This window comes from Blautia wexlerae, assembly GCF_013300825.1.
Classification (GTDB): Bacteria; Bacillota; Clostridia; order Lachnospirales; family Lachnospiraceae; genus Blautia_A; species Blautia_A wexlerae_B.
The window spans coordinates 1-22,116 of sequence record NZ_JAAIMY010000040.1 but is presented as its reverse complement, the minus strand read 5'-3'; the positions used below and the strand labels follow the sequence as shown (position 1 = coordinate 22,116).

The following is a 22,116-nucleotide window of genomic DNA, read 5'->3' as shown; positions in this document are numbered from 1 at the left end:
ACCTCCAACGTTCCAGTGTGGGCTGCTGAATTTAGTGACGGAACAGACGCTGCAGTAACATCAGAAGCAGAAGCTCCTGTTGTAGAAGATACTGCAGATGCCGATACTGCTGCATTTACAGATGAAGCAGCACCAGAAGTTGCTACAGAAGAAACAGTTGCTCCGGCTACTGCTGCTGAAGTAAATACTGACGGATATGTTTCCACAATTAAAGTTAATATGAATGCTAAAGGATGGGACAATCCAGTAACTGTAAGTGGTACTCTTAAAGACAAAAATGGAAATGAAGTTCTTGGCAATTGGAATAATATTCCAGAAAAAGACAATAGATGGGTTCAGATAAGTTATACATGGCTCTCAAATGGATTAGAGGCTAATGGCTCAAATCCAAGTGGAGTAGTTCCAGAAGATAAACCAGTAAGTGAAATTGGTGCATATGTTCCAAAAAGAGATGATTTCAATAAAGATTTATCCCTTATGGTTACTGTAAAACGCGGAAATACAGTAGTTTATCAGGAAACTGTAGCTGGCGGAATTGTTGGCGCAAAAGATATCAGTGATGACTTTTCGGCCGCTCTTACAGGTGTTGAAAATAAAACTTATAACGGAAAAGAACAGAAAGTAGTTCCAACTAATAAATATTCTGTAAAAACAGATTTTGGAACAATCACAGAAAAGCATATCACATGGAACTACAAAGAAGCTTCTAATGATTTCACAAATGTAACAGGAAAAGATATTACTGTAACAGGTACATTAGAGGGAACATACGATGCTACATCCGATGCATATGGATACAAAGCTACAACAAAATCTGCATCATACCAGATTACAAAATTACCTATTTCCAAAGATAACCTGGAAGCAGCTATGAAAACAACTTCTGTTCAGTATACAGGTTCTGCTCAGAAATTTGGAAAAGCAGATGTTACCTTACAGGTAAAAGCAAACGACAGCACAAAAATTGATATCTCTGCAGCAATCAAAGATAAAGCAGAATTTACAGGCGAGACAAAAGTAGGACAGCACACTTTAGATATCACTACTGATGCATTAGATACTAATAGTGATGTTCTGAAGAACTTTACTGTTCCAGGTTCAGCCGTTACAGCTACAACAAGCAATAAATATAGCATTGTAGCACGCGATTTATCAAAATGCTCTGCAGAATCTAACGTTGAACTGAATATTGATGAAGTTAAGAGTCTTACAGCTGACCAGCTGGTAGATAAGATTAAAGCTGAGGCAGGAAATGTAACTCTTAAAGGTGAAGACGGAAGAACATTTACTCTTGATGATATCAAAAATGATGCAAACATCACAGCTGAACAGGTATTAGTTGATGCAATCAAGGCTGGAACAAGAGGTACAGTTGCAAATGCTGTTACTATTTCCTATAAAGCTGATACCAAAAATATCACAGGAAAAGTTTCTGTTCCTGTACGCCTTACAGTAAGTAACCTTGCTAAAGTTGATGTTACTGTCAATGGAACACCATTAAGCACAAATCCGAATAGCCCTACAGATCTTGGTCTTAAATATATCGCAAAAGCATATGATTTAGAGGCTTGTGCAAAAGATAAAAAATACGGTATTAACAGTCTTGCAGTATCTAATCTGAAAACTGGTGAGTACAAACTTACTTACAGCGACAATGTAAATGCCGGTACAGTTAAAGTTACAGTAACTGGTCTTCTCAGTTATGAAGGAAGTGTCAAAAATTTCTACTTCAAGATTGCTAAGAACGATATCGTATCAGACAGTGTATCTATGAAGAAAACTGTTACTGTAAATTCTGCAAATAATGCAGATGCGTCTCTTTATAAAGATGCTCTGGAAGTTGCAGTTAAACAGGAACTGTATAAAGGAAATGGAAAAACAACTCTTGAAGCAGATAAGGATTACACAGTAAAATATTACTATACAAAGAACGCAGTAACTACAAAAGAAGCAGCAGAAAAAGCTGATGGTGATAATGTACCGGATAACTATGTAACTGCTGTTGTTACTGTAAAAGATGGAAATTACAACAAAGCTGTATTTGTTAAATCTGCTAAGATTACAAGAAAGAAAATCAGCAATGTAACAATCAGTGTAGAAAAATCTTCTTATACATATACAGGAAAACAGATTGTTCCTGAAGTTGTAGTAAAAGATGGTTCATCTGTACTTGAAAAAGGTGTTGATTATTCTGTAATCGTAAAAGATAATGTTAATGTAGGAAAAGCTACAATTACAGTTAAAGCATTAGCTGGAAGTGATTATGAAGTAAACAGTGAAGCAACAGCAACATTTGATATCACTGCTGCAAATGCAGAAAATGTTAAAGTTGTTTTAACAGCTTCTTCTACTGCAACACCATCCACAGGTAAAACAAATACCTTTGATTACAGAAAAGGAAAACAGATTAAACCTACTATCTCCGAAGTTTGGTTAGGAGATGTTAATGTAACAGATCAGTTTGATACAAAATATGCTACTTATGGTGACAACAATCAGGCCGGTAAGGAAATGGGAACAATTACTCTTTCTCCAAAATCTGGTAACAAGAACTTCACAGGCACCAAGACCCAGAAATTTGATATTAAAGGTATTGATTTAACTGGTACATTAAAAGTTTACGGTTCTAACAAAAAGGAATTGAAACCTACTAATGGCATTATTAACTGGAATACTTACCACTTCTATTATAATGGATCTGAATGCAAGTTCGCTGATGAAGCATTCCTTCCAAATCCAGTAGCTGCTAAAGAAGGAACAGATTACGAAATCAAGTACATTAATAATGTAGATGCTGGCTATGGTTATGCTGTAGTTGTTGCAAAAGGAAACTATGAATCAAATGTAAATAAAGATTTATATTTCACTGACGAAAGCGGAACTAAGCATGTTGTTGCAACCATTAGAAATGGTAAATTTAACGATGGCGAATCCAAAGTCTTAAACAATGTTGTTGACGCAATTGGATTTGAAATCAGAGCATCTGTATTCACAGCTAAGAACATCACAGTATCCAACGGTGTGTATGCAACAGGTCTTCCTGTTACACCAAAGGTAACTGTAACAGTTGCAGGAAAAACTCTGGTAGAAGGTGTTGACTACAAATTAAATATCCGTCCTCAGGATTCTGATAAGGGCTTCACATATCCTGCATCTGTAATCAATGCTACAAACGGAAAAGTATTCTATGTAGATGTTGATCCGATGGGTGGTTATGAATTTGATGATGTTGATGGAAGCAACACATTCGCATGGGGAATTGACAAGTTCGATTTCGCAGCAGCTGACATCACAGCTTCCGGTGATACTGTAACTGTTAAGAATGGCAACATGGTTGTTGATCCTTCTGACTACACAGTAACAAGAGATAAGAAAGCTGGCACAGTAACTGTAGCTGCCAAAGAAGGAAGCAAGAACTACACAGGCTCTCAGACAGTGAAAACTGATAATGTAAGCATTCAGGCTCCTGTAATCAGCAGTGTAAACGTTGTTGGTAATAAAGCAACTGTTGTACTTTCCGGTGAAAGCAACGGAGCAAGCGGATATGACTATGTTATCTCCAAAGCAAATGATTACACTTCAAACCGTGCAGCTATTACAAAGAACCAGGTTAAGACAACAGGTGACTTCAACTATGTACAGCAGGGAACTTACTATGCATACTGCCACGCATGGACACGTAATGCAGAAGGTAAGAAGATCTTCAGCGGATGGTCCAACATTTATCCATTCTCTGTATCTGCAATCACACCTGCACAGCCAGTGATTACAAGCGTAAAAGCAAAAGGTTCTACTGTAACTGTAACTTATACAAAAGCAGATAATGCAGACGGATATGATGTAGTTCTCGGAACAGCTACAAAGAAAGTTAACGGAGAAACACGTCCGGTAGAGTATGGTACACTTGTTAAGAAGAACATCAAAGGAAATGTTGTAACAGCAACATTCAAGAATGTGAAGAAAGGAACCTACTACGCAGGTCTCCACGCATTCAACAGAACAGCTGAAAACGGAAAGAAAGTATTCAGCGAGTGGTCAAACGTTAAAAAAGTAACTGTAAAATAATCCCTTTGGGTAATTAAATACAGATTCCTAAAACGAAAAGCTCCAGCCAGAAATGGCTGGAGCTTTTCGCATAATCAAAATTTTTGAGGGGTTGGAACAATTTTTGAAGGTTTGCCAAATTAATGGGAGCTTCAGTGGTAAGTAACCCTTTTAATACTGACAAGCCTGTCATCTTTTTCCAGTATCTGTCGAAAAGTTTTTCTGGTAAATAAATCATTGCTCTGCTAAAATATAATTACAAAATATATGGCAGGAGGTGACATCCATAGTACGTCAAACGAATCTGGCGCATACCATAGACCTTGCTGCTGACCGTGCAAGGTACGATGAATGTGCCAAAAAACTATTAACTTATAAGGCAGTTGCTGCCTGGATTCTCAAATCCTGTACAAAAGAATTTTCACAATACAGCATCCGGTTTATCTGTGAGAACTGTCTGAAAGGCGACATTGAGGTTTCCAACCGAACAGTACATCAGGATCAGCCTGACCGTACCAGTCCCCTGAATGGAAATGAACGGATAGACACCCTTAATTCTGAAGCAAATGCTATCAAAGACCAGACTGTATATTACGACATCCGTTTCAGAGCATACATACCAGCTATTGATGAACCTGTACAACTAATCATCAATTTGGAAATTCAGTTGAATGACACACCGGGGTATCCATTGGTTACCAGAGGCTTTTATTATTGTGCGAGAATGATCTCTGAACAGTATGGAACTGTCTTTACCAATGAACATTATGAAAAGCTTCAGAAAGTATACAGCATATGGATCTGCCCGGATCCGGCGAAAAAACGGAGAAATGGAATTTTCAGATATCATACAGTACAAGATACGGTGTTGGGAAAATCTTATGAGAGTCCGGACAGTTACGATCTTATGGAAGTGGTTATTGTAAACTTAGGGGATGCGGACAGGGAAAGTGATCTGGAGATTCTGGATCTGCTGAACACGCTCTTCTCTCTTTCCATTTCCTCTGAGATAAAGAAAAACCGTCTGCAGAAAGATTTTGGCATCGCCATGACAGAAGAATTCGAAAGTGAGGTGCAGGATATGTGTAATCTGGGAAAAGCACTGATTGAGCAGGGTATCGAACAGGGCATTGAACAGGGTATTGAGCAGGGTGTAGAAAAGAAAAACTTGTCTCTTGCAAAAATGATGCTCAGAGACAAAGAGCCCGTTGACAAAATTGTAAAATACACCGGTTTTGCCACGGATAAATTGAAAGAAATTGCAGAATCTATCGGGATGACACTTAGTGCTTAATATAGATTCTGGCAAAACATCTATATTTTCCATTTGCGAATATGCATATACAAATGATATAAATAATAAATATGTTGAAATAAAAGATCCAGGCTGGATAGAGATTCTTATCTAGGCGGTTTGGATCTTTTTATGTGCATATGAGAAGAAGGGGCTATCTATTTTCTGACAGCCCCTTTATCTTTTTTACATATCAGCTGAGATGTGAAAATTCACTCAATATCCAGTTCCGGCGGCTCATCCATAGTGTCGGAAACATATTTCCCGTTTTTCTTACGCTGCCGGACGCATTCAGTAAGCAGATACTCGATCTGGCCGTTGACGGAGCGGAAATCATCTTCTGCCCAGGCGGCAATCTGATCATAAAGCTTTGCAGAAAGCCTGAGCGGAATCTGTTTCTTTGGTCTGGTGTCAGCCATTAGTACAGACTGCCGGAATTAACCACCGGCTGGGCATCGTGATTGCCACACAGTACAACGAGAAGATTAGAAACCATGGCCGCTTTCCGCTCCTCATCAAGCTCAACCACATTGTTTTCGTTCAACCGTTCCAGTGCCATTTCAACCATGCCAACAGCACCATCTACGATCATCTTTCTCGCATCAATAATAGCAGAAGCCTGCTGTCTCTGCAGCATAACAGCTGCAATCTCAGGAGCATAAGCCAAATAGGTGATGCGTGCCTCAATAATCTCAAGACCAGCTTCCGCAACTTTCTGCTGAATCTCATCCCGGATACGTCCGGCTACAATTTCGCTGGAACCACGCAGGCTGCCCTCATCTGCAACACCATCCCCTGTTGTATCCACATTCGGAGCTACATCATAAGGATAAATCCTTACAATATTGCGAAGAGCACTATCACACTGCAGGGAAAGATATTCCTTATAGTTATCAACATTAAAAACAGCCTTTGCAGTATCTGTCACACGCCACATAACCGCAATTCCGATTTCTACAGGATTACCCAGACAGTCATTGATCTTCTGACGGTTATTATTCAGAGTCATGATCTTCAGGGAAATCTTTTTACTTACACAAGAGCTATTGGAAGATCCGCCGGTGCCTGCCGCAGCTAATGTCAAAACTGATTTGGCAGCATTACCGCCATCCACATCGCCGCTTTGATTTAATTTCGTCTTAGCTGCCGGATTCACTGCTGTACAAAAAGGATTTACCCAATAAAAGCCGTCATCCTTCAGTGTGCCCACATAATTACCAAACAAGGTAAGAACCAGAGCTTCCTGAGGCTTCAGTACCTTTAATCCAAGAAATGGAATCCATCCCAAAGATAACCAGATGAATCCACCTGCAGCCATTGGAATATAGTAAAAGATGGAACCGATTATAGCAAGTGCTGTTGCTGCCGCATACAACAAAATGAAGAGAATCATCATTGCCATACCATTCTTCTTACTGCTTAAAACTTTTTCCTGCATAATAAACCTCCTGACTGGTATATGCATGATATGAGTGTCAAAAAGCCTTTTGACACTGATCATGTGCATTGCTTTACCATAAAAATATGTATGAACTGGTTGATGTACAAATGATATCATTTTGATATCGAAATGTCAATATTAAAGAAGAACATTTGATGTGTGGAGAAAAAATTCAGTATAAAAATTCGTAATTCTCAGTTGTAATTGAGCTAACACATTCTGGATTAATGAGAGGTGAGGGTGAATATTATGGATAATAAACGTGAGATGGTAATTAAAGAATTAGATAATTCTTCTGGTTTTCCCCTGCTGCTTTCTGTTGTTTTGGAATATTTTCAATCAATCGGAACCCGGTTCTGATTTCACGGTAAACGTATTGGAGCCTGCCCTGACAAAGTTTATTTTTATGGTAAGTATAAAAAATATTTGATACAATAAAGACATGCGATAACTGTATTTTCGGTGATCAGACCCCTCCGGTTTTTCTCATACTGGCAGGACAGACAGAACTGTGGGACAAGCTCCGGCTGCAGCGGTATGCGGCAGTAAGGCAGCGTATTGATATCAACTGTGTCCTGCCACACTTTGACAGGACAGAAACCGAAAGATATATCTTATCACATCTGGTCTATGCCGGGGGAAGGCAGGATATCTTCACAGACAGGGCACTGGACGATATCTATAAAGAATCTACCGGGATATCGCGGCGCATCAACCGCATCTGCGAAAAGAGCCTGATGTATGCCAGCCAGCAGGGAAAACGCCTGATCGATGAACATCTGGTGCGTTATATCATTGAACACGAAATGCTGGGAGGTGATGTCTGATATGGGATCCTATTATCAGTGCAGTGATCCGGACAGCAATGAAAAAACCTGGACCGGTCATATCCGTCCATTAAACATAAACAGAAATGAGTTTGAGGTGACCGCCCGTGGAAGCACTTTCCATCTGCTGGTAGGAAAACATGCATATGGAAAGTATCTGTGTATTCCCAACTGGGAGATCAGCACAGAAATATCGTCCCTGTCGGACTGCTTCTGGAACAGGGAACGCCTTGAACAGGACTATCCGGAGCTGTCAAAGGTGGACATCATCAGTATTGTAAAAGCACTTGAAGCACTCAGCTCATATGTAACATTGTAAATGAAACAGATAATCCGGCAGGAAATCTGCCGGATTGCACAAAAATGCCAATGACACAAAACTTAGCAGATCTGTGACATGGGAGCAAATCTGATTAGCGACAAATTGAGAAATCAGCAATACTCATCTGACGGAGGGAGAGATATCGGCTTCTGTTATTCATAAGATAGTTTTTCTTGATATTCACGATCCCGTTGACGAAATTTTTTTAATAGTTGTCTGATATAATTATCAATCATACGAGTGATCCATTGGATTACATATGTCCTTGTGACCTGGAGGGGTCTGACTGATTACCGAAAACGCAACACTTTTTCTATCTATATCTTCTATTTTTTCATATCTATAAAAATTATCCACATAGGTACAACTTAAACCATGTTTCAATCTATACACCACTTAAAGGAAGAACTATAATCAAAAAATCAAAGAACGGCATGGAAAAAAGACATTAATAATTTAAATCTTTGGGGCAAGTAAAAAACTTATTGACTTTTCATTGCGAATATGCCATAATCAAGAAAAAGGGACGTTATTTTGGCACAAGTACCAAACATACCTGAAAGGACATAAACATGAGCGATATTAATAAAGATGATTTTTCACAAATCATTAAATTTAAAATCGATGCTGAGTCAGCTGACAATATTTCACAAATTTGTGATGATTTAAAAAAAACTAAATCTGATATTATGCGACAGCTTATTCCTATTGTATCATGCAAAGAATTTGAACATATGATTCCAAATATTGCGCTGGAACAATTAGAGAATTATTCAAAAAAATCCTGGGAAATTTTGCATACTCCTGGATGTGCCTTTGAAACTAAAGAGTTATCCGCGAATATGCCGGCATTTATTACTACACTTCCGCCCAGAGTATATGTTAATTATCCTACTTACAAAATACAGATTATAAACAAAGAAAATAATGAACAAACTATGTCTTATAAAAAATTCGATAAATTATTAGAAGGCATAAAAAACATTTCTTGTGTTTATGCAACTCCCTTAAACTATATTATTGAAAACAATGTTTTGGATAGCAGACAATATCATTTTGTGATGGAGGTTACTTGCCTTGCAATTGATCTTGCAGATAACATTAAAGCCAAGGATGAAGTTGTAAAAAAATTGAATGAGAATGGTTTTAAAACGTTGGTTTTTCCATATTACTGTATGCGTTGGGATTCGATTGAATTTTTAGACGAGAATAAAAAATATTTTAAAATAGTCAGTTGATATTTTGAAACATTTAGCATAAATTACAGAACCACATTGGGGTCTGGCACTCTGAAGGATAAATAAAAAGAATGAAGCAATCCCAAAAGATCTATAAAAGAAATATAAAATTAGGGATAAGTAATAAGAGAGAAAATTGTCACTGGATTGCTCGAGTCTTCTTGAATAGTTATAATGACTTTATTCTTCTTAAATTTGAAATATTTGCTAAAGCAAGGACCCTTGAATATATTGCCAAATGACACATTTCGACAAATTCTCTTATGGAAATAAAACGTTATATGTGATATAGTGGTAGTAACAAAACAGCAGGAGGTGTCGAACGCTGGAACAAAACAAAGTAAAACCAGATACCATACTAAAGAACTTCTGGAGAAACAATCACCATTTTGCAGACTTGTTCAATGCGGCATTATTCGATGGGGAACAAGTGCTGGATCCGAATGACCTTACAGAAGCTGACACCGATGTTTCTTCACTGATCAAATTTAATGGTCATGCAGAAACTGTCCAGAAAATACTGGATGTTGTAAAGAAAACTGCCTATGGCATTGATTTTGTCCTCTGGGGACTGGAGAATCAGGCAAAGATCCATTACGCGATGCCGTTGCGACATATGGTAGGAGATGCTTTCTCTTATCTAAAAGAATATAATGAGATCGCTGCTAAAAACAAGAAGGATGGGCATTTTGAATCTTCAGATGAGTTTCTCTCGAATATGAAGAAAACAGATAGACTGCATCCAGTGATCAGCCTTTGTGTTTATTATGGAGAAGATCCATGGGATGGCCCGCTATGTCTGGCAGATATGCTTGAGATTCCTGAAAAAGTCCGTCCAATGGTGTCGGATTATAAAATGAATCTGCTTCAGCTGAGAGCAAGTGAGACCTGTGATTTTCAAGATCCGGAAGTTGCTGCTGTGTTTGATATCAGCCGTTCTATTTATGAACGCGATTACCAAAGAATCAATACGGTATATAAAAACAGAAACATCACATCCGAACTGGGAATTGTGATCGGCGCGATCACCCAGTCGCAGAAACTGATAGACCATGCTTTGGAATCAGAACGGAAGGGAGGTCAGGTTAATATGTGTACTGCATTGGAAGAGTTAATGAATGAGGGAAAACTTGAGGGACGGCGCGAAGGAATACTTGAGGGACGGCGTGAAGGACGGTTAGAGGGTATCCAGGCAACAATCAGTACCTGTAAAAGTTTTAACGCCAGTAAAGATGTTACAGTGAAAAACCTGATGAAGGTATTTTCATTGTCAGAAGAAGATGCGGCTGGTTATGTGGAGGAATATTGGTAAACGTTGAAGTGCTATACTAACGTTGTAACAGCAACATTCAAGAATGTAAAGAAGGGAACCTACTATGCAGGTCTCCGCGCATTCAACAGAACTTCTGTAGGCTGAAGGGGTCTGACCACCGAAAATAATCGCATCTCCATTACAGCAGACAGGGAAAATTTCTGGATGCTGATGAACGGGCAGATGTCATTGAACGGGAGCTGCAGTTATGTGGGTATTTTTGTATAATAACTTCCGAGAAAATGTCAGCATCTCAGGCATTGATTCAGTACAAGGGACGGGATATTTCGGAAAAACTTTTTCAATCCGATAAAACATTCATTGGTTCTAAGAGTGAGCGTGTTCAGTCGTTGCAAAGCATGTCATCTAAAATCTTTATAGAATTTGTGGCACTGATCATTCGTAACCGGATCTACAATCTTCTTAAAGAACAAATGATCCGTATGGAGACAAAACAAAAGTATATGACTGTTTCGGCTGCGATCCGTGAACTTGAAAAGATTGAAATGGTCCGTCGTAACGGCAGACACTACAAATTGGATCATGCAGTTACCAGAACTCAGAAATTGATCCTGAACTCTTTTGGTCTTGATGAAACAGATATCAAAAAGAGTGCTGAGGAATATGGCAAGCTGTTGAACAGCAGTCAGTCATACATAAACAAGGAGGCACCGGAGGATGGCGAGGAAGAAGACAATCGAGGCAATTGAGAACGAAATATCCAAAGTAAAATCTGATATGTCAAAACTGCAGAACCGGTATAATAAACTTGCAGAAAAACTTGAAGACTTGCAGAAACAAAAGCGCAGGATTGAAGCTGATACCATCATGGAGGCGTATTTAAAAAGTGGTAAAAATTTTGACGAGATTATGACATTTTTGAGTCCCTGATAGTCTTTATTGTAATTTTTTTGCAGAGTTCACATTTTCAACAAATTAAAAGAAGAAAGTTTAAGGCACAAAAGTAGAGGGTTCCTAAGAAAAATGAACAATTATGAAAAATCGATGAAAGTGAATCATAATAATAAATTTTTAAAAAGAGATGAGATTGCAGATTTACAAGTATATCAATTGGATGGAATTACATATTGCTTGCCGATTAATAGTACCCCTAAATTAAGACAATATTTTGCAACAGCTATTAAAGCTTATAAATATGATTCTGATTTTGATGAAATATTGCTATTTGAGGATATAAAAAAATATCAGGATAAGGAGTATATTGACAAAGATTTGGTAACTTGTTATATGATTGCCCGTGGAGTTGACAATCTGCTTGGTTTAATAAATGACTTTTATCGTTTTTTATGTCGAAATGATGAAAACTTTCACATCGGAGAAATTACATATTTTAATACAATGACACGATTGCGTGAAAGCTTTAAAAGCACATTAATTTTATGTTATAGAGGTTTTTATATTGAGATGATGCCAATAATGAGATTAATATATGAACAATTATGTTGGGCATGTTATTCAATTGATGAATCCAATTCAAATAATATACTTAATAATTGGAAAACAAAAAATACTCGATATATAAAAGAGAAAATAAATCCAGAATATGGAAAACTTTATTCTATTTTATCTTCTGAAGCGCATATGGCACCTCCTGAGGCAGGAAAATATTTATCTTTTGATAAAAAATCTAATTGTTCGGTAATCGGAAGATCCGGTTCTAAAGCCAAAAAAGATATTCCTATTATAATTCAATTATATCAAATTTATCTCGAAGTATTTAATTATGGAATAAAACATTTTTCATATGATACAGCACATTATCAAGAGCTACTAAAAAATCAATTTGAAGATTTAAAAATAATAAATGCTGTTCATTCAGGAAAAGCTACCGATTTCTCTTTTATAGACAGAGTTTAGATAGGTATTCCTATAAACGCTCTAAGAATCTGACCACAATATGGTCAATTTAAGCCCAGAACATTGATTGTTGGGGCATTGGGGTCTGGCAGTGCGTCCAGCAAAGGGTATATAGTCCGGTGGGTGGAAGCCCCATCAAATAAGCTGCTAACCACCGCATTTGAAGCGAGTCTTGAGTCTGTCGCGGTAACGTTGCAGGCTAAGCGTAGACAGAAAGATAACAGGGATAGCTATTGAGCACCGAAATCCCAAAGTCACCAGAGGGTCGACATCGTGGTCTGGATGGAAGACAACATATGGAAGGCCGGAGGGGTCTGACCATCGAAAATCAACGCTTTTCATGTTTAATGTAAAGTGGCTGTTAATGTAAAACCAAACAGTTCCATGCAATCATTAGCTACATTGAACTCTTACTGACTTTACATTAACACTTGTCTGCTATCCTAAGGAATCCAAGAAAAAAAGTAGATCATCCCGCTCCTCTTCAGAGAAGAAATCAAGACTTTCAGGTACAGTTTTCTCGGCAACGGATTCTATAGTCTTTCTTGTGATCTCAGGATTCGTAGTCAGATAAATCTGGGTAGTCGCCACAGATTCATGCCCCAGAAAATCTCTGACATTGTATATGTTTACGCCTCTGTTCACAAGGTGTGTAGCCTTACTATGGCGAAGTATGTGAGGATACGCAGAACTTTCAATAATTCCTGGTTCGTTTTTGTTAGCCATTTTGGAGTATTTTTGTATTATATAACGGATGCCCTGCCTTGTTAACCGCTCCCCGTTTTTATTACAAAACAATGGAGCATCTGGTGTAAGGCGGAAACGTTTGATATATTTTGATACGATCTTTTCTGTTTCACTGGGGACCACATTGGGGTCTGACCATCGAAAATAACCGGAAAGATAATAATCTCCACATAAAAGAATTCTAAAATTTATATAACACAGAATTCCTTACCCACACATAAAACCATCCCAACTATATGAATAATATACATAGTAGGGATGGTTTTTATCATGAATGGTTGCTATTACAATTGTTCTATTTTACAATGGTGTTCTTTTGTGTCTTTATCATAACTGATTCCCACACCCAGGATCTGCCCGGTGTATCTTTCCTTTTCCCCAGGCTTTCCCCTAAAGCGGAGCGCATACTGTTTTTCCCTGATCTGCCGGATTGCTTCTTCCGGTGAGTGATCTGCTTTATCTTCACGTTCCACCCGGTATCGGTCTCTGGCAGATAAATATACCAGATTGACTACCGCAGCCAGTTCCGTCTCGTTATTATACGAAAGAATCGGTGTTTCTGTATTGTGTGCCAGCTGCAGGATCTCAGCCATCCGGTCGGTGTCACCGGACAGGGTTGCTTTTAGCATCTGGTCAGAAATATTAGCCAGACGATAGACATAACCCAGGCTTTTCTCACTGCGCAGAAGCTCCTCATATTTGAACATTAATTCCCTATTTGGAATAAATACTTTTCCCTTTGTATAGGTCAGCAGTCCATAGACCACCATAGCCGAATATATCTGGTTTTTGGTTCGCAGATCCATGGCAGAAGCTGCAAACTCCTCCACCCGGGCATCGATTCCCTCTCCTGAAATCATCAGCACCAGGTCATCCCGTATGTGTTCTATATCATTTCGTATATAATAAAAAATTTCATCATAAGGTCCAGAGCTTGTCCAATAATTCGACAGCTGATTGAACCGCAGCGCCATCACTACAGATCTTGGATTGTAGAGACACCTGCCAGAGGCAGTAAAATATCCATCATACCACTCACGTAACCCCTCTCTGGAAACCTGCGGAGCTTTGCATAGATGGAGATATTTATCATAGAGAACATCTACTTCCTCATCTGTGAAGCCAAAATATTCCCCGAATATTTCCATGGAAGTCATTTTAAACTCCATGAACATGTTCAGCTCTGAGCCACTGGAATATTTGGAAATAGGCAGGATTCCGGTCATATAGGACATGGACACATAGGCATGATCCTTCAGAAGATTGCTCAGAAACTGAAGATATCCTTTCCGGTCTTTGTCCAAAATGAAATCTCTGTGAAAAATATAGTCCCATTCGTCCATGACAAAGAGGAATTTCTGTCCATGATATACATCAAAAATACTGTCCAGAATATCCCATAAAGCATCTTCCATGCTACACTCTACATCAGGAAAATCCTTTAACAGATCTGTCTTTAATCTTTTTTCAATTCTTGAGATATATGAGGTGTAAGAAGAACATTCCGCAGGCATTTTGCTGAAATCTATATAAATAAGGTTATAGTGATTCAGATTGTCTTTATATAATGGCGAAGATGAAATCTGCAAAGCATCAAATATATCCTGTGTGTCAGAGCCTTTTCCAAAAAAAGCACCAATCATGTTTGCCATAACCGTTTTTCCAAACCGCCTCGGTCTGGTGATGCAGATGTGCTTATTACCCTGCTGTACAAAAGGAATCAGCTCTTCCAGCAGCTGTGATTTATCTACAAAATAAGGGTTCTCAGTTTCGCTTTTGTATAATGCGCCCGGTGCTGCACTATTCAGATAAAAGCCCATGAATTTTCGCCCTCCTTTTCCCATTTTTTGGTATTGTTTATATTACATTTAACCGAATCAAGCAAGTCCCCACCCACTGCTTATTGCTTTTCGCAATTGAAGCAGGGGACTTACTTGATTCGATTAAAACGCTTCTTCACTATAAGCTTCCTATAAATAGTTGCCTGGATACAGTTATCGCATGTCTTTATTGTATCAAATATTTTTTATACTTACCATAAGAAAATAAACTTTGTCAGGGCAGGCTCCAATACGTTTATCTTCACAATCTGTAAGATTTAAGTGACGGGAGTATGTCGCATCCAAGTGCCGTTTATCTAACTCAAAATATCAAGCCTTTTTGAAATAAGTTCCGCCATTTGCTCTTTTTGTTCTGCTGACAAGCAAGATTCTTCTATCTGTGTAAAAAGTTTTGCCTTTAATGAGCAAACTTTTTTCATCATACGTTCCGCAGAATTTAATGGAATCCCACAGGATTCTGCCAGTATCCGAAATTCTTTCTTATGAATATTACGTTTTTTGCCATTTATTGTGAGTGCCAGCTGTTCTTTATCTTCTGGCATGATCACATTAACGGGAAGCATATCGTATGCTTTTGATAATTGGAAATTTCTGCTGCCAGGCTCCGTTTCCTTTAGTGAAAAGTTTTTCAAATGCATATCTGAATTTCCCATAACGAAAGATCCAACAACACGCAGAAACAGTTCTGACAGATCTAATCCCGGTGTTGCAGAATATTTTTTTATGATTCTTCCGCATTGTTCATAAGAACCTTTATATTTATCCTGTGTCAGTCGGTAAGACAGCTGGCAGAAATCTTCCATGGCATATAGTTTGGTCTCTTTTTCTGATATTTCCCGGTCTATCCTTTTAGTAATATACGCGTATTCATCATTCATTTTTATAAGAGCATGGGGAACCATCCGGATTCCCATAATTTCTGCGAGACGCATTGCCAGATCCTCAAATTCCGGCATATTATGAAATTCTTCCGTCTGCGGCTTCAGGATATATCCTGTTGGATAGTCCACGATTGTAAGTCTTGCATTAAGATCTGTTGATAAATGCAGGGAAAGCTTTTTCTGAACTCCCGGCACGGTAAGTCCCTCATTTACTGTTTCATTTGCCAGTATTTCCAGTTGGTCTTTCGTAACATCTAAGATCGGTAATTCATCTGTCTGAAAAAATCTCTTTATACACTTTTTGTGCCAGCACCATTCTTTTTCCACATTCGTTGCACTATTTGTTATTGGCCTTCCACAACACAAGCATTTCATACCTTTTCTCTCCTGATACAAACATCGCCAATGCAATCTCTACAGGCAGATAACAGTAATCCAAACCGGTCTTTCTGGTTGATTTTCCAGTTTCGGCTGACCACCCCCAGAAGCCATCCTTCTGGAATCAGTCCGTCAAAAAAAGGAAATAATATGGTTGTTTCATAAGGCTCCTGACGTAGTGGAAGTGTCAGGCTTACTGCCACTGCATCTTCTCTGTCCAGATAATCCTGATCATAAGTAAAAATATACCCTTCTTCAGTTTCTGCAATAATTCCGGAAAAATGATTTTGAATATATACATATCCTTTTCTATATTCTGACTCCACCTGCTATTCCTCCTTTTTTCCTGGTACAGCTTCTTTCCCAAACATTGCCAGTGCCTGATTCACTTTGTCCAGACGCACCGTTTCTTTTCCCTGTTCCAATTCCCTTACAAAACGAAGTCCAAGTCCGGAACGGATTGCAAAATCCTCCTGCGTCAGCCCTGCTTTTTTTCTTTCTTTTTTTATATAATCTCCAATTGTACTCATATTAAACATATTAATCCCGTTCGGGTATAATTTCAAGTGAATTATACAAAAAAATCCCGAACGGGTATAATTAATATGTTTTTATATTAAATCATCCCGGACGGGTATAATGATATTTCCACGAATAAAAATAAAATCAACCAGGTTAACCTGCTTTAAATTAGGATATTCCTTTGGTAAGGATAATAGTAAGATACAGAAATAGCCACCCCGATCCTGCTATTTTTTATTGTTTTGAAATATTTTCAATCCATTGGAACCCGGTTCCGATTTTAAGGTAAACGTATTGGAGCCTGCCCTGACGGATTTCCGGGAATTTACCATGCTTGTCACATTGGGGTCTGACCATCGAAAATAACCTAAAAAATAATAATCTCCAACTAAAATAACCCTGAAAATTTTATAAATCTATTCCTTGATGTCACTTTTTTTAGCATATGTCAGTATCCGTCGAAAAGTTTCTCTGGTAAATCAACTACTGCTCTGCTAAAATGTAATTACAAAATATATGGCAGGAGGTGACATCCATAGTACGTCAAACAAATCTGGCGTAGACCATAGACCTTGCTGCAGACCGTGCAAGATATGATGAATGTGCCAAAAAATTATTAACTTATAAGGCAGTTGCTGCCTGGATTCTCAAATCCTGTACAAAAGAATTTTCACAATACAGCATCCGATTTATCTGTGAGAACTGTCTGAAAGGTGACATCGAGGTCTCCAGCCGGGCTGTACATCAGGATCAGTCTGACCGCACCGGTCCCCTGGATGGAAATGAACGGGTAGACAGTCTTAATTCCGAAGCAAATGCTATCAAAGACCAGACGGTATATTACGACATCCGTTTCAAAGCATACATACCGACCATTAGAGAACCGGTACAGCTGATCATCAATCTGGAGATTCAGTTAAATGATACGCCAGGATATCCGCTGGTTACCAGAGGCTTTTATTATTGTGCGAGAATGATTTCCGAACAGTATGGGACCGTCTTCACCAATGAACACTATGAGAAGCTTCAGAAAGTATACAGCATCTGGATCTGTCCGGATCCGGCGAAAAAAAGAAGAAACGGAATCTTCAGATATCATACGGTACAGGATGCAGTGTTGGGAAAAGCTTATGAAAGTCCAGACAGTTATGATCTTATGGAAGTGGTGATTGTCAACTTAGGGGATGCGGACAGGAAAAGCGATCTGGAGATTCTGGATCTGCTGAACACACTCTTCTCTCTTTCCATTTCCTCTGAGACAAAGAAAAACCGTCTGCAGAAAGACTTTGGTATTGCTATGACAGAAGAATTCGAAAGTGAGGTGCAGGATATGTGCAATCTGGGAAAATCATTAATCGATCAGGGCATTGAACAGGGCATTGAACAGGGTATTGAACAGGGTATCGAAAAGAAAAACCTGTCTCTTGCAAAAATGATGCTTAGAGACAGGGAGCCGGTTGATAAAATCGAAAGATATACAGGGTATCCCACAGATAAGTTAAAAGAAATTGCAAAGTCCATCGGGATGACACTTAGTGCGTGACATATTCCTGCCACTTAAACCTTACAGATTTTGAAGTGGCAGGGACGTATCACCAAAAATAGAAAAACCGAACTGAAAGAAATGATATATAGGATAAATTACTGCTGGAATATACAGCATGAATTTTACAAAAAGCCCCAGCCATTTCTGGCTGGAGCTTTTTGTTTTAGGAATCTGTATTTAATTACCCAAAGGGATTATTTGACAGTTACTTTTTTAGCGTTTGACCACTGGCTGAATACCTTTTTACCGTCTTCAGATGTCTTGTTGAATGCGTGGAGACCTGCATAGTAGGTTCCTTTCTTCACATTCTTGAATGTTGCTGTTACAACATTTCCTTTGACATTCTTCTTAATAAGTGTTCCGTATTCTACCGGACGTACTTCTCCGTTAACTTTCTTTGTAGATGTTCCGAGAACTACATCATATCCGTCTGCATTATCTGCTTTTGTATAAGTTACAGTTACAGTAGAACCTTTTGCTTTTACGCTTGTGATTACTGGCTGTGAAGGTGTGATTGCAGATACAGAGAATGGATAAATGTTAGACCATCCACTGAATACTTTCTTGCCTTCTGCGTTGCGTTTCCAAGCGTGGCAGTATGCATAGTAAGTACCCTGCTGTACATAGCTGAAGTCACCTGTTGTCTTAACCTGGTTCTTTGTGATGTCTACACGGTCAGTAGCTGTGTTGTTTGCTTTGGAGATTACATAATCGTATCCTGAAGCACCATCAGCTTCTCCGGAAAGGATTACAGTTGCCTTATTTCCAACAACCTTAACACCGCTGATTACCGGAGTACCAACTTTAGCAACTTCGCCGCCTACGGTTACTTCTTTGGAACCAACATAATACTTGTTTCCTGTTGTTGCTTCTACAGTTGCAGTCTTCTTGTCATCGCTTAATTTAACAGTAAACTCTTTGTTATCAACTTTAAGGTTTCCGTTCATAACTGTAAGAACTGTTTCGCCTTTTTCATTAAGATCAACTTTGACATCAAGATTAGCTACATTTTTCTTTGTTACTTTCCATGTACCAGTTGCTGTGTTTCTGTCTGATTTTGCGGAATCATATTTATAAATACCTTTTCCAACGACTGTCCAGTTATAGGAAGTTTTTTCAGGAACGTCCACAACAACCCCTGTTTTAATTACGTTTCCGCTATTATCAGTTAAAACGACATCGTAATCTGTACCTTCTTTAAGAGTCTTAGCACCATCTTTTACTACGATAGTAGGAGCTGCAAGCATATTTGGTCCTGCATACTCAGCATTTGTCACTGTTACCTCTTTTTCTGTAAAGTACAATTTTGAATTAATTGTAAAGTTTAATTCTTTTGCAACATTTTTAACAGTTGTAGCTGGAGAAGTGCTGTTATCAACAACCTCGCCTGCTGCCGCATAATTTCCCTTTGCAACAACTACAAGAGATGCGCCTTTTGTACCGCCACCTGTTACGTTATTTATATATTTAATTTCGTAATCATTTGTAGTTACATTTTTGTCTGATGGTGTAAATACGACCTTAGCAAATGTCTTCTCTGTTCCATCATAATCGAAAGATGGCAGTGCAGAAGTGATTTCAATACCACGTGCATCATATACTTTAAGGGTACCATCTAATGTCTTGGCTGCAATTTTAAATGTGCCAGTCTGTGATGTACCTGCTGTAAAGTTTTTATTATCTTTCTTTGGTGTTACTGTAACAGTACCAGCTTTATCACCTGCATTGATATTTGTACCATATGCTACATCAAACTGAGATGTCACATCATTTCCGTTTAATGTAACTTTAATGTTGGATGCTGCCGGTTTTTTAGCTGTTCCATCATATGTATAATCTCCAGATACAGTCACTGTAGTTTTCTCTGCGCTTACAGGTGTCACTTCAAAAGTAGCTTTTGCTTTTACCTTACTGTCATATTCACTACCTTCTTTACCTGTAATGTATACAGTTGCTGTGCCAGTTTTTGCACTGTCAACTACATTGTCAATTACATAATCCACATCTTTTTTAAGTGTCTTTCCATTGACAACAACATCAAATTCTGGAACAATGACAGCTCCTGTATATTCATAAGATGTTTTTTTCAGCTTAATATCGGAATCCTGAATAATAGGGCTTGCAATTCTCACTTCTTTGCTCAGAGAAGTTGTGCCAGCTTTAAAGTTTCCGTTATTTTTTAATGTTACAGTAGCAACAACATAATTGTTTACTTCGTTTTTTGTTTTATAAGTATAAGCAACAGTATAGTCTGTTCCCTCTGTCAAAGTAAATTCTTTTGCTGGTGTAGCACCGTTTTTAGCTTTTACGGTTAATCCAACAGCTTTTGCATATTCGTCAGCTTTTTTTGCATCTTTGTTAACAATTACATAATCAGATGTCTTTAATTCAGATACAGTAGCCTGATTAATTGTAAATTCAACGGTAGCTTTGCTTCCTTCATATGTTCTTTTACCAACAATATAAATCTGACCTTTACCGGCTTTTACATTTTCACCATATTCAATAGAATAATCAGCAGGATCAACTTCCTTGCCACCTAATGTTACTTTCAGTTTGGAAACATCTGGTGTAATCTGACTTCCGGTATATTCCTGATTCTTAATAGTATCGGAGAAAGTAGCACCACTAATATCCTGAGAGAAGATAGAAAACTGAGCGGTTGTCTGTCCTGTTACATTTTTAGTATTCTTATCAGGCTTGATTGTCACAGTATATGTACCGTAATTAATTGCCTTGTCAAGCCCTTCTACTGTGATGTCATTACCAAGAGTCAATTCTTTTCCATTGGCATCGGTAAAACTGATTGCACTTGCAAGCTCACTCTGAGTATATGCTTTTCCATCTGCTTTCTTTGCCTGAGGTTTGATAGTAACCTTTACGTTAGAAAGATTACGAGCAACAACTTTTACTTTGTCTGTTGTAGTTACTTTACCTGTTCCGCTAAAATTTTTAACTGCTGTGTTAGCTGTTAACGGTACTTCTACAACTGCTTCATCATTAAAATTCTTAAGACTTGTTGTGATTTTTGCATCTTTGTCTACTAATGCATTAAGATCTGCACCGGTATTTGCATCAGTAACATTAACATCTGCTTTTTTTAACTCAATGTTTTTACCTGTGTATTCAACTTCTTTTGTATTAAGAGCAGCTTTTACTAAACCTGCTGTTGTCAAAGGTGCTGCTGTAATGTTGAAGGATTTAGAAATAACACCTTTGTACAGTTTAGTATCAACTGGCTTGGCTGTTACATTGACTTTTCCAACATTTACTAAATCTCCAGTATAGTCAATATCAAATTTAACATCTGAGCTGTTAACAGTTGCATCTTTGGCAGTTTCTTTTCCTGTATATACACGGTCAGCTACAGTAAGAGAATAAGTATTAGAAATATCCTTTGCACTTACAGTAAATGAAGCTGAAGTATATGACCAGTCACCGGATTCATCATAGATATATAACTTATACTGTTTTCCAGCATCAGCAGAAGTAGTTGCAGGTGTTGAAATTGTATTAGCTACCTGTGCTGGCTTAGTAACAGCAAGATCATCTACTTTCCATACATACTTTAATCCTGTCTTTGTATAATCAATCTCTTTTCCATCAGCAGAATCTTTGATCGTAACTTTAACATTTTTAGTTGCACTCCATTCAACTTCTGAAGGCATATCCTTTAAACTTACAGTCCATGCATCGCCAGTAGTCTGCGCTTCTGTAGCGTCTGCAGTATTATCTTCAACAACCGGAGCTTCTGCATCTGTGGAGAATGTATCTGCTTCAGATGCAACTGCTGCAGCGTCTGTTCCGTCACTAAATTCAGCAGCCCACACTGGAACGTTGGAGGT

General features: G+C 38.3%; 15 protein-coding genes and 2 pseudogenes. 9 read left to right on the top strand and 8 right to left on the bottom strand.

The window, feature by feature from the left end:
* Both G4417_RS14825 and G4417_RS14820 read left to right on the top strand, forming a co-directional pair.
* Positions 1-4,065, top strand: a pseudogene (locus G4417_RS14825) (hypothetical protein); the annotation flags it as partial.
* A gap of 256 nt (positions 4,066-4,321) precedes the next feature.
* Positions 4,322-5,338 carry a PD-(D/E)XK nuclease family transposase gene (locus G4417_RS14820; protein WP_330598397.1) on the top strand — a complete coding sequence of 339 codons (1,017 nt, stop codon included), beginning with the start codon at positions 4,322-4,324 and terminating at the stop codon, positions 5,336-5,338.
* A 212-nt stretch (positions 5,339-5,550) separates the two neighbouring features.
* Here G4417_RS14820 and G4417_RS14815 read toward each other — a convergent pair whose 3' ends face one another.
* The gene (locus tag G4417_RS14815) at positions 5,551-5,757 is read right to left on the bottom strand and encodes a TA system antitoxin ParD family protein (RefSeq protein WP_026649632.1); all 207 of its coding nucleotides are present in this window, start codon (positions 5,755-5,757) and stop codon (positions 5,551-5,553) included.
* On the bottom strand, positions 5,757-6,776 hold the full coding sequence (locus tag G4417_RS14810; protein WP_173684024.1) for an SPFH domain-containing protein: 1,020 nt from the start codon (positions 6,774-6,776) through the stop codon (positions 5,757-5,759). The genes G4417_RS14815 and G4417_RS14810 overlap by 1 nt, the downstream gene beginning before the upstream one ends.
* 831 nt (positions 6,777-7,607) lie before the next feature.
* Between G4417_RS14810 and G4417_RS14805 the strand changes: the two genes are divergently transcribed.
* The 6 genes from G4417_RS14805 to G4417_RS14780 all read left to right on the top strand — a co-directional run bounded on the left by G4417_RS14805 (position 7,608) and on the right by G4417_RS14780 (position 12,356).
* Complete coding sequence (locus G4417_RS14805; protein ID WP_173684023.1) at positions 7,608-7,925, top strand: DUF6618 family protein; 318 nt, start codon at positions 7,608-7,610, stop codon at positions 7,923-7,925.
* Positions 7,926-8,500: 575 nt separating this feature from the next.
* A complete protein-coding gene (locus G4417_RS14800; RefSeq protein ID WP_173684022.1) occupies positions 8,501-9,166 on the top strand; it encodes a hypothetical protein in 666 nt (221 codons plus the stop codon).
* A 397-nt stretch (positions 9,167-9,563) separates the two neighbouring features.
* Positions 9,564-10,478 (top strand): Rpn family recombination-promoting nuclease/putative transposase, encoded by a 915-nt coding sequence (locus tag G4417_RS14795; RefSeq protein ID WP_243872168.1) that lies wholly within the window; start codon positions 9,564-9,566, stop codon positions 10,476-10,478.
* Between the two features lie 242 nt (positions 10,479-10,720).
* Positions 10,721-11,188: a hypothetical protein gene (locus tag G4417_RS14790; protein ID WP_173684021.1), complete on the top strand. Its 468-nt coding sequence runs from the start codon at positions 10,721-10,723 to the stop codon at positions 11,186-11,188.
* Positions 11,157-11,369 (top strand): hypothetical protein, encoded by a 213-nt coding sequence (locus G4417_RS14785; RefSeq protein ID WP_173684020.1) that lies wholly within the window; start codon positions 11,157-11,159, stop codon positions 11,367-11,369. The genes G4417_RS14790 and G4417_RS14785 overlap by 32 nt, the downstream gene beginning before the upstream one ends.
* Before the next feature lie 93 nt (positions 11,370-11,462).
* Positions 11,463-12,356 (top strand): hypothetical protein, encoded by an 894-nt coding sequence (locus tag G4417_RS14780; RefSeq protein ID WP_173684019.1) that lies wholly within the window; start codon positions 11,463-11,465, stop codon positions 12,354-12,356.
* A gap of 438 nt (positions 12,357-12,794) precedes the next feature.
* Here G4417_RS14780 and G4417_RS14775 read toward each other — a convergent pair whose 3' ends face one another.
* From G4417_RS14775 to G4417_RS14755, 5 genes are all read right to left on the bottom strand, one after another.
* A complete protein-coding gene (locus tag G4417_RS14775) occupies positions 12,795-13,226 on the bottom strand; it encodes a tyrosine-type recombinase/integrase (protein WP_330598396.1) in 432 nt (143 codons plus the stop codon).
* A 161-nt stretch (positions 13,227-13,387) separates the two neighbouring features.
* On the bottom strand, positions 13,388-14,923 hold the full coding sequence (locus tag G4417_RS14770; protein ID WP_173684018.1) for an AAA family ATPase: 1,536 nt from the start codon (positions 14,921-14,923) through the stop codon (positions 13,388-13,390).
* Between the two features lie 317 nt (positions 14,924-15,240).
* Positions 15,241-16,200, bottom strand: a complete 960-nt coding sequence (locus tag G4417_RS14765) for a HipA domain-containing protein (RefSeq protein ID WP_173684017.1) — start codon at positions 16,198-16,200, stop codon at positions 15,241-15,243.
* A complete protein-coding gene (locus G4417_RS14760) occupies positions 16,197-16,529 on the bottom strand; it encodes a HipA N-terminal domain-containing protein (protein ID WP_118409687.1) in 333 nt (110 codons plus the stop codon). Before G4417_RS14760 ends, G4417_RS14765 begins: the two co-directional genes overlap by 4 nt.
* 3 nt (positions 16,530-16,532) lie before the next feature.
* Positions 16,533-16,733, bottom strand: coding sequence for a helix-turn-helix transcriptional regulator (locus tag G4417_RS14755; protein WP_026076851.1), 201 nt, complete (start codon positions 16,731-16,733; stop codon positions 16,533-16,535).
* A gap of 557 nt (positions 16,734-17,290) precedes the next feature.
* Here G4417_RS14755 and G4417_RS17025 point away from each other — a divergent pair.
* The gene (locus tag G4417_RS17025; protein WP_330598399.1) at positions 17,291-18,268 is read left to right on the top strand and encodes a PD-(D/E)XK nuclease family transposase; all 978 of its coding nucleotides are present in this window, start codon (positions 17,291-17,293) and stop codon (positions 18,266-18,268) included.
* Between the two features lie 197 nt (positions 18,269-18,465).
* On the opposite strand, the pseudogene G4417_RS14745 reads toward G4417_RS17025, so the two are convergent.
* Positions 18,466-22,116 (bottom strand): annotated as a pseudogene (locus G4417_RS14745) (hypothetical protein); the annotation flags it as partial.

Coding starts and splice junctions, on each gene's coding strand:
- G4417_RS14805 (WP_173684023.1), top strand. CDS start 7,608: ATGGGATCCTATTATCAGTGCAGTGATCCGGACAGCAATGAAAAAACC.
- G4417_RS14765 (WP_173684017.1), bottom strand. CDS start 16,200: ATGAAATGCTTGTGTTGTGGAAGGCCAATAACAAATAGTGCAACGAAT.
- G4417_RS14755 (WP_026076851.1), bottom strand. CDS start 16,733: ATGAGTACAATTGGAGATTATATAAAAAAAGAAAGAAAAAAAGCAGGG.
- G4417_RS14785 (WP_173684020.1), top strand. CDS start 11,157: ATGGCGAGGAAGAAGACAATCGAGGCAATTGAGAACGAAATATCCAAA.
- G4417_RS14780 (WP_173684019.1), top strand. CDS start 11,463: ATGAACAATTATGAAAAATCGATGAAAGTGAATCATAATAATAAATTT.
- G4417_RS14800 (WP_173684022.1), top strand. CDS start 8,501: ATGAGCGATATTAATAAAGATGATTTTTCACAAATCATTAAATTTAAA.
- G4417_RS14790 (WP_173684021.1), top strand. CDS start 10,721: ATGTCAGCATCTCAGGCATTGATTCAGTACAAGGGACGGGATATTTCG.
- G4417_RS14810 (WP_173684024.1), bottom strand. CDS start 6,776: ATGCAGGAAAAAGTTTTAAGCAGTAAGAAGAATGGTATGGCAATGATG.
- G4417_RS14770 (WP_173684018.1), bottom strand. CDS start 14,923: ATGGGCTTTTATCTGAATAGTGCAGCACCGGGCGCATTATACAAAAGC.
- G4417_RS14815 (WP_026649632.1), bottom strand. CDS start 5,757: ATGGCTGACACCAGACCAAAGAAACAGATTCCGCTCAGGCTTTCTGCA.